The organism is Mycobacterium basiliense, from assembly GCF_900292015.1.
Lineage (GTDB): Bacteria > Actinomycetota > Actinomycetes > Mycobacteriales > Mycobacteriaceae > Mycobacterium > Mycobacterium basiliense.
The window spans coordinates 2,140,320-2,154,482 of the sequence record NZ_LR130759.1 but is presented as its reverse complement, the minus strand read 5'-3'; the positions used below and the strand labels follow the sequence as shown (position 1 = coordinate 2,154,482).

Sequence of the window (14,163 nt, the reverse complement as noted above, 5' to 3'; positions counted from 1 at the left end):
CAGACGCGGCCGACACCGTGTCCCGCGGGGCATTCGTCGCGCAATAGTGCGGCCCGGCAATGTGCCAACCCAAGGGCAAAACCCCCTCAACCAGGGTCGATAGACCTTGCACTATGCACATGTCCGCGGATCGTTTGGCCAGCGCCGGACCGGGCTGGCACACCCCTGCCGTGCGGACCTCGATGTCCCGGATGCACTCCCGTTTCCCGAGCACCGCAAACAGTGCTACATCCGGAACCGATGACTTAATATCGGCCCGTGGTATGGCGAGAGCCCTCACAGCGGATCCGTGAACTCATCCGCGAGGCATCCTGGATCGCGCTCAATCCCAAGCCGGAATGGCTCGATGAACTTGACCGCGCCACGCTGGCTCCCAACTCTGCCATTGCCGATGATCCCGCCCTGGCCGCCGTTGTCAGCCGCTCCAACCGTGCCAATCTGCTCCATTTCGCGGCCGCCAACCTGCGCGATCCCGGAGCCCCGGTACCCCCCTTACTGGGTGCCGAACAATTGCGCATGGCTCGAGACCTGGTGCGCTGCGGCATGGACTCACTGGCGCTCGAGGTCTACCGCATCGGGCACAACGTGGCATTGCGACGCTGGACCGAAATCGTGTTCGGACTGACCTCCGACCCTCAGGAGTTACGCGAGCTGCTCGACGGACCCGTACGCGCGGCCAACGAATTCGTCGATGCCACGCTTGCCGCCTTGGTTGCGCAGATGCGCGCGGAGCACGACGAACTGACCCACAACGTTCTCGCCGAACGCCGCAAGGTCGTCGAATCGATCCTCGATGGCAGTCCCATCAACTGCCAGCGCGTCGAAACCCAGTTGGAATACCACCTGGACCGATCTCATACCGCTGCGGTCATCTGGAGCGAGGTGCCCGACGGCGATTACGCCGAGCTCGATCGTGTGGTGGACGCGTTCGGCCACGCCGCTGGTGGCCGGCGACCGTTGGCGGTGGTGCCCAACGCCGCTACCCGCTGGGTCTGGGTCAGCGACGCCAAACCCTTCCAGGCCAATGCGTTTGACGACGCGCTGGCCAGCGCGCCGCAAGCGCACATCGCGATCGGGACCCCGGCGCGGGGAATCGAGGGGTTTCGACGGAGCCATCTCGACGCGCTCATCACACAACAGATGTTGGCGCGCCTTCGATCCAGTCAACGAGTCGCATTTTTCGCCGAGGTCGAGATGGTCGCATTACTCACCCAAAACCTGGACAACAGCGACAATTTCATCAAGACGACGCTCGGTGACTTCGTGTCGGCCAGCCCGGAGCTGCACACCACGCTGCTGACCTTTATCAAGAACCAATGCAACGCGTCGCGTGCAGCTAAGGCGCTCTTCATCCACCGAAACACCCTGCTGCATCGGCTTGAGGCGGCCCAGCGGCTGCTCCCGGGGCCGCTCGACGAAACCAGCCTCTACGTTGCGGTCGCGCTGGAAACCATGCAGTGGCGAGGCAATCAAACCGGCGAATCCCCGCAGGCACTCAACTGATCGCACCGCCCGCTCGCCGATCAGCACGCGGCGTTGGGTCACTCCTCGTCGAGCGCTGCCAACACCTCGTCCGACAGGTCGACATTGGTCCACACGTTCTGCACATCGTCGCTGTCTTCGAGCGCCTCGACCAATTTGAACACCTTGCGAGCCCCATCGATATCGACGGGCACACTCACCGACGGCTGGAAGCTGGCCTCGGCCGACTCGTAGTCGATTCCGGCGTCTTGTAGCGCAGTGCGGACACCGACCAGATCGGTCGGCTCGGAGACGATCTCGAAGCTGTCACCGAGGTCGTTGACGTCCTCGGCACCGGCGTCGAGAACCGCCGCCAGCACGTCGTCTTCGGTCAAGCCATCTTTTTCCAGAGTGACGACGCCCTTGCGGGAAAACAGATAGGCCACCGATCCCGGATCGGCCATGGTGCCGCCGTTGCGCGTCATGGCCACTCGCACCTCGCTGGCGGCGCGGTTGCGGTTATCGGTCAGGCACTCGATGAGCACCGCAACGCCGTTGGGCGCGTAGCCCTCGTAGGTGATCGTCTGCCAATCGGCGCCGCCGGCCTCCTCGCCGGCACCACGCTTGCGGGCTCGCTCGATGTTTTCGTTGGGCACCGAGCTTTTCTTGGCCTTTTGGATAGCGTCGTACAGGGTTGGGTTTCCCGCCGGGTCACCGCCACCGACACGAGCCGCGACCTCGATGTTCTTGATCAGGCGGGCGAACATCTTGCCGCGGCGGGCGTCGATGACGGCCTTCTTGTGTTTGGTGGTGGCCCACTTGGAATGGCCGCTCATCGGTGCGCAGTACCTCTTCTGTTGCTTGAAACTTCGCCAAACGAGTCTACGGGTAGGTCAGTTCAGGCCCATACCGTCACGGGGGGGATGTCATCGGCGACCGTTGACGATGTCGACGAACAACTGATGGATGCGTCGATCACCGGTCATCTCCGGGTGAAACGCGGTTGCCAGCACCGCCCCTTGCCGTACCGCGACGATGTGGTCGGCGGCCCGGGCCAACACCTGTACCGTGGCACCCACCCGCTCGACCCACGGTGCCCGGATAAACACGGCGCGCACCGGGCCGTTGATGCCCGCGAACGCGATGTCGCCTTCAAACGAGTCGACTTGACGTCCGAAAGCGTTGCGCCGCACTGTCATATCGATCCCACGCAAGGGCAGCGCCTGACGTCCCCGGGCGCCGGCATCCAGGATTTCGCTGGCCAGCATGATCATGCCGGCACACGCGCCATAGACCGGAAGTCCCTCGGCCAACCGGGCACGCAACGGCTCGAGCAAATCGAAGTCGCACAGCAGGTGGCTCATGGTGGTGGATTCGCCGCCAGGTATCACCAATGCGTCCACCGCATCGAGCTCGGCGCGGCGGCGCACGGTCATTGGTTCTGCCCCGGCTTCGCCCAGTGCCGCGAGGTGCTCCCGGGTATCGCCCTGCAGCGCCAGCACCCCGACGCGCGGCCTGCTCACTGCGCTCTCACTTGCTGGCGGGCTGGTATCCGCGCCGATAGCGGGTCAGCCCCTCCTGCATGACCGCCGCCACCAAGTCGCCGCGCTGGTTGAAGATCTTACCCTGGGTCAGGGCACGACCACTGCCCGCTGACGGCGAGGACTGGTCGTAGAGCAGCCACTCGTCGGCGCGGAACCCCCGCATGAACCACATCGCGTGGTCCAGCGATGCCACCTGCAGGTGTTCGCGCTCCTCCAGGTGGGTGACCTGGGCCGAACCCAGCAGCGTCAGGTCGCTCATGTAGGCCAGCGCGCAGATGTGCAGCACCTGGTCATCGGGCAACGGATCGTGGTGACGAAACCACACCTGCTGTTGGGAGGCCTTACTGGGCAGAAGTTGCAGTCGGTCCCGCGGCACGATGCGGACGTCCCATTCCTCGAATTGCCGAAACCCGGCATCGTCGAACACCCTTACCGATCTCAACCCAGGCAGGTCATCGGGCGGCGGCGCCGCGGGCATCTGGTCCTGGTGACTGATGCCGTCCTGCGTGGTCTGGAAGGACGCGCCCATGCTGAAGATGATCTCGCCGTGCTGGATGGCGTTGACCCGCCTGGTCGCAAACGATCCGCCGTCGCGAGTGCGTTCGACGAGATAGACCGTGGGTTCCTGGGCGTCCCCTGGGCGCAGAAAGTAACCGTGCAACGAATGGACCTGATAGCGCGGATCGACGGTGCGCACCGCCGACACCAGCGACTGACCGGCCACGTGACCGCCGAAAGTGCGCTGCAGGAAACCCGATTCCGGGCTGAAAACGCTACCGCGATAGATGTTGACCTCGAGTTGCTCGAGATCAAGTATCTCCTCGATTGCCACGAAAGATTCTTACCACCCGCGCTCTGCCAAACGATGCGGCTGGGCGATCTGTTCGACGTTGATGCCCACCATGGCCTCGCCGAGTCCGCGCGACACCTTGGCCAGCACATCGGGGTCGTCGTAGAACGTGGTGGCCTTGACGATCGCTGCGGCGCGGTGCTCGGGGGCCCCGGATTTGAAGATGCCCGAACCCACGAAGACGCCCTCGGCGCCGAGCTGCATCATCATCGCCGCGTCGGCGGGTGTGGCGATACCGCCGGCGGTGAACAGCGTCACCGGCAGCTTCCCGGCCCGGGCCACCTCAACGACAAGTTCGTAGGGCGCCTGCAACTCCTTGGCCGCCACGAAGAGCTCATCCTCCGACAACGACGTGAGCCGACGGATATCGCCCGCGATGGCGCGCATGTGCGTGGTCGCGTTGGAGACGTCGCCGGTGCCGGCTTCGCCCTTGGAGCGAATCATCGCCGCACCCTCGCTGATGCGCCGCAGCGCCTCGCCGAGGTTGGTCGCCCCGCACACGAACGGCACGGTGAATTTCCACTTGTCGATGTGGTGGGTGTAGTCGGCGGGGGTCAACACCTCGGATTCGTCGATGTAGTCCACCCCGAGGCTTTGCAGGATCTGCGCCTCGACGAAATGCCCGATGCGCGCCTTGGCCATCACCGGGATGGTGACCGCGGAGATGATGCCCTCGATCATGTCCGGATCGCTCATTCGCGACACCCCACCCTGGGCGCGAATGTCGGCGGGCACCCGTTCCAGCGCCATGACGGCGACTGCGCCGGCCCCCTCGGCGATCCGGGCCTGCTCGGGGGTGACGACATCCATGATGACGCCGCCTTTGAGCATCTCGGCCATGCCGCGCTTGACCCGGGCCGTTCCGGTCTGACCGGAGGCCGGCTGGGCCTGATGTGACGGTGCCCGATCTGCCTGGACTCCGGTTGACTCGGCGGCGCTGTCCACTGCTCTCCTTCGCTGCTGGCGATGAAGAAATCAGTCTAGTAGTGCCGGACCGGCCGACAAAGACGCAGGCCCGCCGGACTCGTGGCCGCAGTTTGGTGGAACCCCGGAGAACCGGCAGGACAGCTCCTAAATGTTTTTACTACCGGACCGCTCCCGGATGCGCGGATGCCCCATCACCTGCCACCGGCCGAGGGCGCCGGGCGGTGCGTTATCGCGGTCACTGAAGCTGGCCGCAATGCGCGCCGGGGTGCTGGTTGGTCCGGAAGGCCGGCACTAGGAAGGAGTGTCGCGATGGATTTCGCCGTGTTGCCGCCGGAGGTGAATTCGGCGCGGATATTCGGCGGCGCGGGCTTGGACCCGATGATGGCGGCAGCCACGGCGCGGGATGGGTTGGCCGGCGAATTGCGCGCCGCGCAGGACTCGTTTTCCTCGGCGACCTCAAGGCTGGCGGGCGAATTTTGGCAAGGCCCGGCCGCACTGGCGATGACTCGCGCGGCTGGGCCGTATGCGCTCTGGTTGAGCACGGCGGCGGGCCAGGCCGAGCAAGCGGCCGGCCAGGTCCGACTGGCAGCCAGCGCATTCGAGGCGGATCGGGTATCAGGATGTTCCGACCCGGTTCGGGCTGTTCCCGGACGTGGATTGGGCCTATGTCGCCGTCGAGCTGCAGCAGGGCGCCGTGGCGGTGTCAACGACGCACTGTCCGATTTGGGGTTGTCGCCACCCGACCTGGCATGGCCCCAACTGCCATGAGACTATGCGGAATCCGAGCCCGGCGTGGATGTCACCGAATGGACTGCGGCACAGCGGCTTCCCGTAAGGAATGCCGATTCAGCGCCGCATCCGCCACCCGATTGGCCTCGGGCAGCAGCTCGCCGAGCTGTCGCGGGTAAACCTGCTCACCGGCGGCGACCAGCTCGGCGATGTCGTTGGCTTGGCACCAGCGGGCGTCATGAATGTACGCGCGTTCCAGCTCGGTCCGCCCATCGCCGGACGGTTCAAACCGCTGCGTGCGATGCACCAGATAGAACTCCTCGCTGTTGATCACCGCGCCGTTGAACTCGAAGACCTCATTGCGTCGCCAGATCGGGCCCACGATGTCGGCCGGCTCGACCCGCAGACCGGTTTCTTCGGCCAACTCGCGCGCCGCGGCCTGTGCCAGCCGCTCGCCGGCCCGCACTTCACCACCGACGGTGAACCACCACCGAGGCGCGGGCGCGTCATGGGCCGTGGCCGCCGGATCCGACCCGCACAACAACAGCACCGCGCCACTTTGGTCCAGCAGCACCACTCGCGCCGAAGTGCGGTGGCCAAGATCGCCGTGGTCGCTATGGGCCTGCGCGTGTGGCCGCTCGGCGATCTCGAAATAGGTTGGCAGCGGCGCCCTTCCACCCAGCCGGAAAGCCCGCACCATGCGTCGCTCGGCCAGCACAAGAGTGTCGCGAACGGCGTCGTTGTGGAATCGTCGGGCCAGCAGCAGTCGGGCTTCGGCATCGGCCAGCTCGGCGACCAAGGCCGTCGGCAGCGACGCCGGATCAACCATCGCCAGCGCGGCGGAAAGCTCGTTTTCCGCGTTTTCACGGTCGTGTCTGGGAGCCCGCTCGGCGGCATCGGCGAGCCGCGCCAGCCGCTGGCCCTCCGGCGCGCCATGGTAGGCGTCGATCGCGATCGCGCGGGCCACCACCGCGCGCCGGGCCAGCGCGCCGTCGAGCGCCTGCCAGGACAGGTCGTAGCGAACATTCAAACGATTCAGCCGGTTGGCGCGCTGGTAACCCCAGGCCCCGAACGCAACCAGCGCCACCAACAGCACGATGCCGACCGCAAGCAGCCACATCATCAGCTTGCGACCTGCACCTTGACGCCTGCGCCGGCAACCGTCTCGTATACCCGCATGATCTGACCGGCCACTACCGACCAGTCGTAGCGACCCACCGCATCGGTGCCGGCCGCTACATACCGCTGCCGCAGCACATCGTTGTCCAGCACCTCAATCAGCGCTTCGGCCAGCGCCGCGCTGTCATCGACCGGCACCAGGCGCCCGATCTCACCGTCGTGCAGCACTCGTCGGAAGGCATCCAGGTCGCTGGCCACCACCGGGGTGCCGGCGGCCATGGCCTCGACCAAGACGATGCCGAAACTCTCACCGCCGGTGTTGGGCGCGCAATAGACGTCGGCGCTGCGCATCGCCGAGGCCTTGCCTGCATCGTCGACCTGCCCCAGAAAGCGCAGGTGGCGTGCCAAACCTCCGGCCTGGCTGCGCAATTGGTCCTCATCGCCGCGCCCGACAATCAGCAACTGCAGATCGGCAAAGCGGTCCACCACCTTGGGCAACGCGTTGAGCAGTACCGCCATGCCCTTACGGGTCTCGTCATAGCGGCCCAAGAACAGCACGGTCTTGCCGGGGCGTGGATACCCCTCGAGCTGCGACGCCGCGGCGAACGAACCGACGTCGACGCCGTTGGGGATCTCCACCGCGTCGGACCCCAGCGCCTCCATCTGCCAGCGCCGGGCCAGATCGGACACCGCGATTCGGCCGACGATCTTCTCATGCATCGGCCGCAAAATGCCCTGGAAAACCGTCAGGGTCAGCGACTTGGTGGTCGACGTGTGAAACGTCGCCACGATCGGGCCCTCGGCGATGTTGAGGGCCAGCATCGACAGGCTGGGCGCGTTGGGCTCGTGCAGGTGCAATACGTCGAAATCACCGTCGCAAAGCCACTTCTTAACCTTGCGGTGGGTGGCCGGTCCGAAGCGCAGCCGTGCTACCGACCCGTTGTAGGGAATGGGGACGGCCTTGCCACCGGAGACGACGTACTCGGGCAGCGCGGCGTGCGGTGACGCCGGTGCCAGCACACTGACCTCGTGTCCGCGGCCGCGCATTACCTCGGCCAGTTGCAACACATGCGATTGCACCCCGCCCGCCACATCGAACGAGTACGGACATACCATCCCGATCCGCATCACTCGTCCCGTAGTCGTGCCCGCCTGGCCTCCGACAGATCCGCCAGCCACTGCGGCTGCAGCATGTGCCAGTCTGCGGGATGGGCGGCGATGTTGCCAGCGAAGCGGTCGGCCAGCGCCTGGGTGATGGCGCCAACATTGCCACTGGAGCGATCCAACGCCGGGCTCACCGAAAACCCCCAGCCCTTGTTCTCGAACCAGCAGTGCGTGGGCAGCAGCGCGGCGCCGGTCTCGATCGCCAGCTTGGCCGGCCCCGCGGGCATCCGCGTCGATTCGCCGAAAAAGTCCACCTCAACACCGGTGCGTGTCAGATCACGCTCCGCCATCAGGCACACCACCCGATTGTCCCGCAGCCGTTGGCACAACACCTCGAACGGGGGCCGCGCTCCACCGGACAGCGGCAGCACCTCGAAGCCCAGGCGCTCCCGGTAGTCGATGAAACGCCGATACAACGATTCGGGCTTGAGCCGCTCCGCAACGGTGGTGAAGGTGCCATGCATTTGAGCCAGCCATACCCCGGCCATGTCCCAGTTGCCGCTGTGGGGCAACGCCAACACCACGCCGCGCCCCGCGGCCAGCGCCGCATTCAGGTGTTCTTTTCCCCGAATTGAGCCGTCGATCTGGCGGGCCACCTTGCGCAGGTTCATCGTGGGCAACCGGAACACCTCACGCCAGTACCGGGCGTAGGACTGCAGCGAGGCGCGCATCAGGGCGTCCGGCACGTCGGAGGGCCGCAGGCCCACCACCCGGGCCAGGTTCTTGCGCAATTGCTCGGGCCCGCCCTGGCGGGCCGCATATCGCGCCCCGGTGTCGAACACGTTGCGCGCCGCGAACTCGGGCATCGACCGCACCACCCGCCAGCCGGCCGCGTAGGCCCAGTCGGTCGCGGCGCCGGTCACCACGCGGCGCGGGTCCCCGGTCAAATTCAGGCCGGCCGGGGTGGGGATCACTGCGGCGTCTTTCCTGGGATACCGGGCGTCGGAAAGCCCTGGTCACCCTGGCCGCCATCGCCGCCGAACGGTGGTGCTGTGGCAACCAGGCGATCGCTGGCCCCCGGCGACGTCCACACCGTGTAGAGCCGCTGCCCGCAGGTGATCACGCTGGCCACCGCCAGCAGCCACATCGCCACCGGCAGCGCCGGAGGCCAGGCGATGAAGGGAAAGTCGGACACACCGGCGCCGGTAAGCACGATGATCAACCGTTCCGGTCGTTCGATGATGCCGCCATCTCCGCGTAGCCCGCTGGCTTCTGCGCGCGCCTTGATATAGGAAATCACCTGCGAGGTCACCAGGCAGATCAGCGTCGCCACCACCAGCAGTTGATCTCGCATGTGAAACGCGATCCACCACAACAGCCCGCAAAACACCGCGCCATCACTGATGCGGTCGCAGGTGGCGTCCAGCACCGCGCCGAACCGGGTGCCGCCGCCGCGTTCTCGCGCCATCGCCCCGTCCAACATGTCGAACAGGACGAAAAACCACACCACACACGCACCCGGGAACAGCTTGCCCATCGGGAAGAGCACGACGGCGCCGGCCACCGAGGCGGTGGTACCGATGAGGGTGACGGCGTCGGGGGTAAGACCGATGCGCAACAGGGCTCTGGCCAATGGGTTGGTGATCCGCGCAAAAGCCGCCCGGGAAAGAAATGGCACCTTGCTCATCGTGGACTCACGATTGCCGTGCCCATTCCGCCGCCAGTAGCTGACGGGTGTCCCGCAGCAACTGCGGGATCACCTTCGAGCCGCCGATAATGGTGATGAAGTTCGCATCGCCACGCCATCGCGGAACCACGTGCATATGCAGGTGTTCGGACAGCGAGCCACCGGCCGACTCACCCAGATTCATGCCGACGTTGAAGGCGTGCGGCCGTGACACGTTCTTAATGACGCGAATCGCCTTCTGGGTGAACGCCATCAGCTCCGCACTCTCCGGCTCCGTGAGGTCCTCCAACTCCGATACCCGCCGATAGGGCACCACCATCAGATGCCCAGGGTTGTACGGATAGAGATTGAGCATGGCGTAGACAAGCTCGCCACGAGCAATCACCAGACCTTCCTCGTCGGGCAGCTGAGGGATGTCGATGAACAGCTGGGACCGCGACGAATCGCCCTGCGTCTTGGGCGCTTGCCGGTGATAGTTCATCCGATAGGGCGTCCACAACCGCTCCAGGCGATCACGCTCGCCGACACCCTCGTCGACGATGGTTTTGTCCGAGGTGGCTAAACCCTCATCCTCACTCACGGCCCACCACCTTCACCAGTTCGGCAGTGGGAAACGCGTTTTCGCGCTGCGCGATCCAGTTGAGGATGGTCGCGACGGCGCTGTCGCGCGGCACACCGTTGAGCTGCGTACGGTCACCGAAACGGAAACTCAGGGCGTCGGCCTGCACGTCGCGATCACCGGCCAGCACCATGAACGGCACCTTCTGGTTGGTGTGGTGCACGATCTTCTTGGCCATCCGGTCATCGCTGGTGTCCACCTCAACCCGCACCCCGTGTGACTTCAACTGCGCGGCCACCTCATCCAAGTAAGCGATGTGTTCGTCGGCCACCGGGATACCGACCACCTGAACGGGCGCCAGCCACGCCGGGAAGGCCCCCGCGTAGTGCTCGGTGAGGATGCCGAAAAACCGCTCGATCGACCCGAACAGCGCGCGGTGGATCATCACCGGGCGCTGACGGGTTCCGTCGGCGGCGGTGTAATCGAGTTGGAATCGCTCCGGGAAATTGAAGTCGAGTTGGATGGTCGACATCTGCCAGGTGCGGCCTAGCGCGTCTTTGACCTGCACCGAGATCTTGGGACCGTAGAACGCCGCGCCACCAGGATCCGGTACCAGCTCCAACCCGGATTCGGCGCCGACCTCGGCGAGCACGTTGGTCGCTTCCTCCCAGACCTCGTCGGAGCCGACAAACTTGTCCGGGTCTTTGGTAGACAGTTCAAGATAGAAATCGGTCAGGCCGTAGTCGGCGAGCAGGTCGAGGACGAACCGCAGTAGCGAACGCAACTCGTCGCGCATCTGGTCGCGGGTACAGAAAATGTGTGCGTCGTCCATGGTCAGCCCACGCACCCGGGTCAACCCGTGCACCACGCCGGACTTCTCGTAGCGGTAGACCGTGCCGAACTCGAAGAGACGCAGTGGCAATTCGCGGTAGGACCGCCCACGCGCCCGGAAGATCAGGCAGTGCATCGGGCAGTTCATCGGCTTGAGGTAGTAGTCCTGGCCGGGCTTACGCAGCGAGCCGTCCGCGTTGTACTCCGCGTCGATGTGCATCGGCGGGAACATGCCGTCGGCGTACCAATCCAAATGCCCCGAGGTATGAAACAGCTGAGCCTTGGTGATATGCGGGCTGTTGACGAACTCGTAACCGGCCTGCGCGTGCTTGCGGCGCGAATAGTCCTCGAGTTCGCGGCGCACAATGCCCCCTTTGGGGTGGAAAACCGCTAGGCCAGAGCCTATTTCGTCAGGAAAGCTAAACAGGTCCAGCTCTACGCCGAGCTTACGATGGTCGCGGCGTTGCGCCTCTTCGATGAGTTCGATGTGACGGTCGAGCGCCTCCTGCGACTCCCAGGCGGTGCCGTAGATGCGCTGCAGGCTGGCATTTTTCTGGTCGCCCCGCCAGTAGGCCGCGGAGCTTCTGGTCAGTTTGAACGCCGGAATATGTTTGGTAGTCGGGATGTGCGGTCCGCGGCACAGATCCCCCCAAACTCGTTCCCGGGTACGGGGATTGAGGTTGTCGTAGGCGGTGAGCTCATCGCCGCCTACCTCCATGACGTCGGGATCCCCGGATTTGTCGTCGACGAGTTCTAGTTTGTAGGGCTCGTTGACCAGCTCCTCGCGCGCCTGGTCCTTGGATTCAAAGACCCGACGATCGAATAGCTGTCCGTCCTTGACAATCTGGCGCATCCGTTTTTCCAACGCCTGAAGGTCTTCGGGCGTGAACGGTTCGACCACGTCGAAGTCGTAATAGAAGCCGTCGGTGATGGGTGGCCCGATGCCCAGTTTGGCGTGCGGGAAGAGGTCTTGGACCGCCTGGGCCAGCACGTGCGCGGTGGAGTGCCGGATGACGCTGCGACCGTCGTCGGAGTTGGCGGGCACCGGGGTGACCTCGACGTCGGATTCGGGCGCCCAGCTCAGGTCGCGCAATTTACCCTCGGCGTCGCGCACCACCACGATCGCGTCCGGTACGCCGCGCCTGGGTAGCCCCGCCGCACCGATGGCGGCGGCCGCGGTTGTTCCGGCCGCAACCCGGAGCGAGGCCTGCGGCGCATCGCCGCCTTTGGCTCCTGGGGCGGGTTGCGCGGGAACGCTCATCGGGTTGGTCTCCAGTCTGGGTCGAAGCGATCGCGACCATGCTATCGGGACGGCCCGCGCCGGCGGCGGTCACTGCTCCTACGGCTGGCCCGGCTTGAGCCGCACAAACAGCGCATCGGCTTCGGCCAGCAGGGTGTCGCCGTCGCTCAATTGGGCGGATACAAAGATCTTGCGCCCGTCGACCCGATCCACTCCAGCATCGATCTGCAGCTCTTTTTCGATTGGCACGATATTGCGGTAGTCGATCTTGAGGTAGGCGGTGCGTTGGCGCCGGCTGCCGGTGAGCACCGACGCCGTCAAGCCGAGAACCGTGTCGAACAACATACCCACGGCACCACCGTGCACGGCACCGTTGCGTCCGAGGTGAAATCGGGCGAATTGGGCCCAGCCGCCGATTCGGCCGTCCGGCGTCTTGCGTGCCGACATGGGCACGGTCAGGATGTTGCCGCGCACCGGTAGGTCCATCCGGCGGCCCGAGGGTGATTGCCATTCGTCCGCCTCGAACGGCGCGAGCAGTGCGGACACTGCCTCCAGCAGATCGGCGGCCTCGGTGATCACCTCGTCGGGCGCGTCGGCGGCGCGGGCGTGATCTTGCACCTTGCGCACCGCGTCGATGAACCTGCCGTAATCCGGTCCGCCCTTGTCGGTCGGTTCCGGTGGATTGAATCCGCCACCGGGGTGGTCCTGTTCACGCGTCACCCAAACACCGTATTGGCTAGCCGCGGGCAGCACCTGCGGCTGTGCGGCTATGCGGCTAGCGCGTTAGCCCGACATGCTCAACCACCACCGGCGCCGGCGGTGCCGCCGTCGCCGGTCAGCGGACGCCCGAACACGGCCGCGGCGGCCAGCGACACCTCGTCAGCCCCGGCCACCAGCAAGCCGGTCGTCGCGCTCGACGCCGTCGCGTTCGCCGCACTCAGTGTTACGCCGATCCCCTGCAGGTCCGCCGGCGCTGCACTCACCGATGACACGTCGCCTTCTGCGATGTAGGCGAACTCGGATTCCGCCGACCACACACTTGGCGATTCGACCGATCCCGCCGACATGGCGGGCGCAACCGTTTCGCCATGCGGGTCCGGCCGAGTTCTCACGACGTGGCGCAAACTCCGATCATCGAGCGGGTAGCTCTGGCCCTTGCGACCGGCACCTATGGTCCGCCGTCAGCGGCGCCGGCGGCCGCCAGCGCCTCGAATTCCTGATCGGTCAAAGTGATCTCGGCCGCGGCGACGTTTTCCTCTAGGTGCGCCACCCGCGAGGTGCCCGGAATTGGCAACATCACCGGCGAACGTTTCAACAGCCAGGCCAGCGCCAGCTGCGACGGCGTCGCGTGGTGTGCGGCGGCGATCTGCTGCAGCGGACCGTCGAGGGCGGCCAGGGGGCCCGATGCCAACGGAAACCACGGAATGAAGCCGATCCCCTGCCGGGCAGCGGCGTCCAGCAGTGGTTCGGCGCCGCGCGCCGCCAGGTTGTACATGTTCTGCACCGACACGATTTCGGTCACCTGCTGCGCCGCGGCGAGCTGATCGACGTCGACCTCGGACAGTCCGATGTGGCGGATCTTGCCTTCGCTCTTCAACTTCAGCAGCTCGCCGACCTGATCGGCCAGCGGAAAGTTGGGATCGATGCGGTGCAGCTGAAACAGGTCGATGGCCTCGACGCCGAGCCGCCGCAGGCTCATCTCGCATTCCTGCCGCAGGTAGCTCGGGTTACCCAGCGGGATCCACACGCCGGGACCGGTGCGCAGCAGGCCCGCCTTGGTGGCGATCAGCAGCCCCCGGTACGGGTGCAGCGCCTGGTGGATGATCTCCTCGGAGACGTAGGGGCCGTAGGAGTCGGCCGTATCAATGAAATTCACGCCCAGTTCGACCGCCCGCCGCAGCACACGGATGCTCTCGTCGCGGTCGGCGGGCGGACCCCAGACACCGTGACCGGTCAGGCGCATGGCACCGAACCCGAGCCGGTTGATCGTGAGGTCACCACCAAGGGTGAACGTTCCGGATGCGGCAGCCACGGCTTTTTGGGATTGTGCGGTCACCATTTCGACCGTACGCCGGGACGGCAGTTGCGCAATCTGGCGTGGCAAGCTGGGTA

Annotated in this window: 14 protein-coding genes and 1 pseudogene; 2 read left to right on the top strand and 13 right to left on the bottom strand. The window is 65.7% G+C overall.

From position 1 onward, the window contains the following. Positions 1-258 precede the first annotated feature (258 nt). On the top strand, positions 259-1,503 hold the full coding sequence (locus MB901379_RS09305; RefSeq protein WP_158016358.1) for an Rv1453 family transcriptional regulator: 1,245 nt from the start codon (positions 259-261) through the stop codon (positions 1,501-1,503). A 38-nt stretch (positions 1,504-1,541) separates the two neighbouring features. Here the strand turns inward: MB901379_RS09305 and MB901379_RS09300 are convergent, their stop codons facing one another. From MB901379_RS09300 to pdxS, 4 genes are all read right to left on the bottom strand, one after another. Further along, complete coding sequence (locus MB901379_RS09300) at positions 1,542-2,297, bottom strand: YebC/PmpR family DNA-binding transcriptional regulator (protein WP_158016357.1); 756 nt, start codon at positions 2,295-2,297, stop codon at positions 1,542-1,544. Positions 2,298-2,387: 90 nt separating this feature from the next. Beyond that, positions 2,388-2,984: a pyridoxal 5'-phosphate synthase glutaminase subunit PdxT gene (gene pdxT, locus MB901379_RS09295; protein ID WP_158016356.1), complete on the bottom strand. Its 597-nt coding sequence runs from the start codon at positions 2,982-2,984 to the stop codon at positions 2,388-2,390. A 7-nt stretch (positions 2,985-2,991) separates the two neighbouring features. Beyond that, positions 2,992-3,837, bottom strand: a complete 846-nt coding sequence (tesB, locus tag MB901379_RS09290; RefSeq protein WP_158016355.1) for an acyl-CoA thioesterase II — start codon at positions 3,835-3,837, stop codon at positions 2,992-2,994. Between the two features lie 9 nt (positions 3,838-3,846). Continuing rightward, a complete protein-coding gene (pdxS, locus tag MB901379_RS09285) occupies positions 3,847-4,800 on the bottom strand; it encodes a pyridoxal 5'-phosphate synthase lyase subunit PdxS (protein ID WP_158016354.1) in 954 nt (317 codons plus the stop codon). Between the two features lie 291 nt (positions 4,801-5,091). On the opposite strand from pdxS, the pseudogene MB901379_RS24520 reads away from it, so the two are divergent. After that, positions 5,092-5,388 (top strand): annotated as a pseudogene (locus MB901379_RS24520) (PPE family protein); the annotation flags it as partial. Positions 5,389-5,581: 193 nt separating this feature from the next. Here the strand turns inward: MB901379_RS24520 and MB901379_RS09275 are convergent. The 9 genes from MB901379_RS09275 to MB901379_RS09235 all read right to left on the bottom strand — a co-directional run bounded on the left by MB901379_RS09275 (position 5,582) and on the right by MB901379_RS09235 (position 14,110). After that, entirely contained in the window at positions 5,582-6,634 is a 1,053-nt protein-coding gene (locus MB901379_RS09275; protein ID WP_158016352.1) for an NUDIX hydrolase, read from the bottom strand. Further along, complete coding sequence (locus MB901379_RS09270) at positions 6,634-7,758, bottom strand: glycosyltransferase family 4 protein (RefSeq protein WP_158016351.1); 1,125 nt, start codon at positions 7,756-7,758, stop codon at positions 6,634-6,636. The genes MB901379_RS09275 and MB901379_RS09270 overlap by 1 nt, the downstream gene beginning before the upstream one ends. Next, positions 7,758-8,708: a phosphatidylinositol mannoside acyltransferase gene (locus MB901379_RS09265; RefSeq protein ID WP_158016350.1), complete on the bottom strand. Its 951-nt coding sequence runs from the start codon at positions 8,706-8,708 to the stop codon at positions 7,758-7,760. Before MB901379_RS09265 ends, MB901379_RS09270 begins: the two co-directional genes overlap by 1 nt. After that, a complete protein-coding gene (gene pgsA, locus MB901379_RS09260) occupies positions 8,705-9,421 on the bottom strand; it encodes a phosphatidylinositol phosphate synthase (protein ID WP_158016349.1) in 717 nt (238 codons plus the stop codon). Before pgsA ends, MB901379_RS09265 begins: the two co-directional genes overlap by 4 nt. 7 nt (positions 9,422-9,428) lie before the next feature. Next, positions 9,429-10,001, bottom strand: coding sequence for an HIT family protein (locus tag MB901379_RS09255; RefSeq protein ID WP_158016348.1), 573 nt, complete (start codon positions 9,999-10,001; stop codon positions 9,429-9,431). Then, the gene (gene thrS / locus MB901379_RS09250) at positions 9,994-12,072 is read right to left on the bottom strand and encodes a threonine--tRNA ligase (RefSeq protein WP_158016347.1); all 2,079 of its coding nucleotides are present in this window, start codon (positions 12,070-12,072) and stop codon (positions 9,994-9,996) included. Before thrS ends, MB901379_RS09255 begins: the two co-directional genes overlap by 8 nt. A gap of 78 nt (positions 12,073-12,150) precedes the next feature. Next, positions 12,151-12,771, bottom strand: a complete 621-nt coding sequence (locus MB901379_RS09245) for a PaaI family thioesterase (RefSeq protein ID WP_158016346.1) — start codon at positions 12,769-12,771, stop codon at positions 12,151-12,153. 77 nt (positions 12,772-12,848) lie between these two features. Further along, a complete protein-coding gene (locus MB901379_RS09240) occupies positions 12,849-13,163 on the bottom strand; it encodes a PE family protein (protein WP_232022026.1) in 315 nt (104 codons plus the stop codon). A 56-nt stretch (positions 13,164-13,219) separates the two neighbouring features. After that, complete coding sequence (locus MB901379_RS09235; RefSeq protein WP_158016345.1) at positions 13,220-14,110, bottom strand: aldo/keto reductase; 891 nt, start codon at positions 14,108-14,110, stop codon at positions 13,220-13,222. Between the last annotated feature and the right edge of the window lie 53 nt (positions 14,111-14,163).

Excerpts from the sequence above, each read along its gene's own strand:
- pgsA (WP_158016349.1), bottom strand. The coding sequence starts at position 9,421 with ATGAGCAAGGTGCCATTTCTTTCCCGGGCGGCTTTTGCGCGGATCACC.
- thrS (WP_158016347.1), bottom strand. The coding sequence starts at position 12,072 with ATGAGCGTTCCCGCGCAACCCGCCCCAGGAGCCAAAGGCGGCGATGCG.
- MB901379_RS09270 (WP_158016351.1), bottom strand. The coding sequence starts at position 7,758 with ATGCGGATCGGGATGGTATGTCCGTACTCGTTCGATGTGGCGGGCGGG.
- MB901379_RS09235 (WP_158016345.1), bottom strand. The coding sequence starts at position 14,110 with ATGGTGACCGCACAATCCCAAAAAGCCGTGGCTGCCGCATCCGGAACG.
- MB901379_RS09300 (WP_158016357.1), bottom strand. The coding sequence starts at position 2,297 with ATGAGCGGCCATTCCAAGTGGGCCACCACCAAACACAAGAAGGCCGTC.
- MB901379_RS09275 (WP_158016352.1), bottom strand. The coding sequence starts at position 6,634 with ATGATGTGGCTGCTTGCGGTCGGCATCGTGCTGTTGGTGGCGCTGGTT.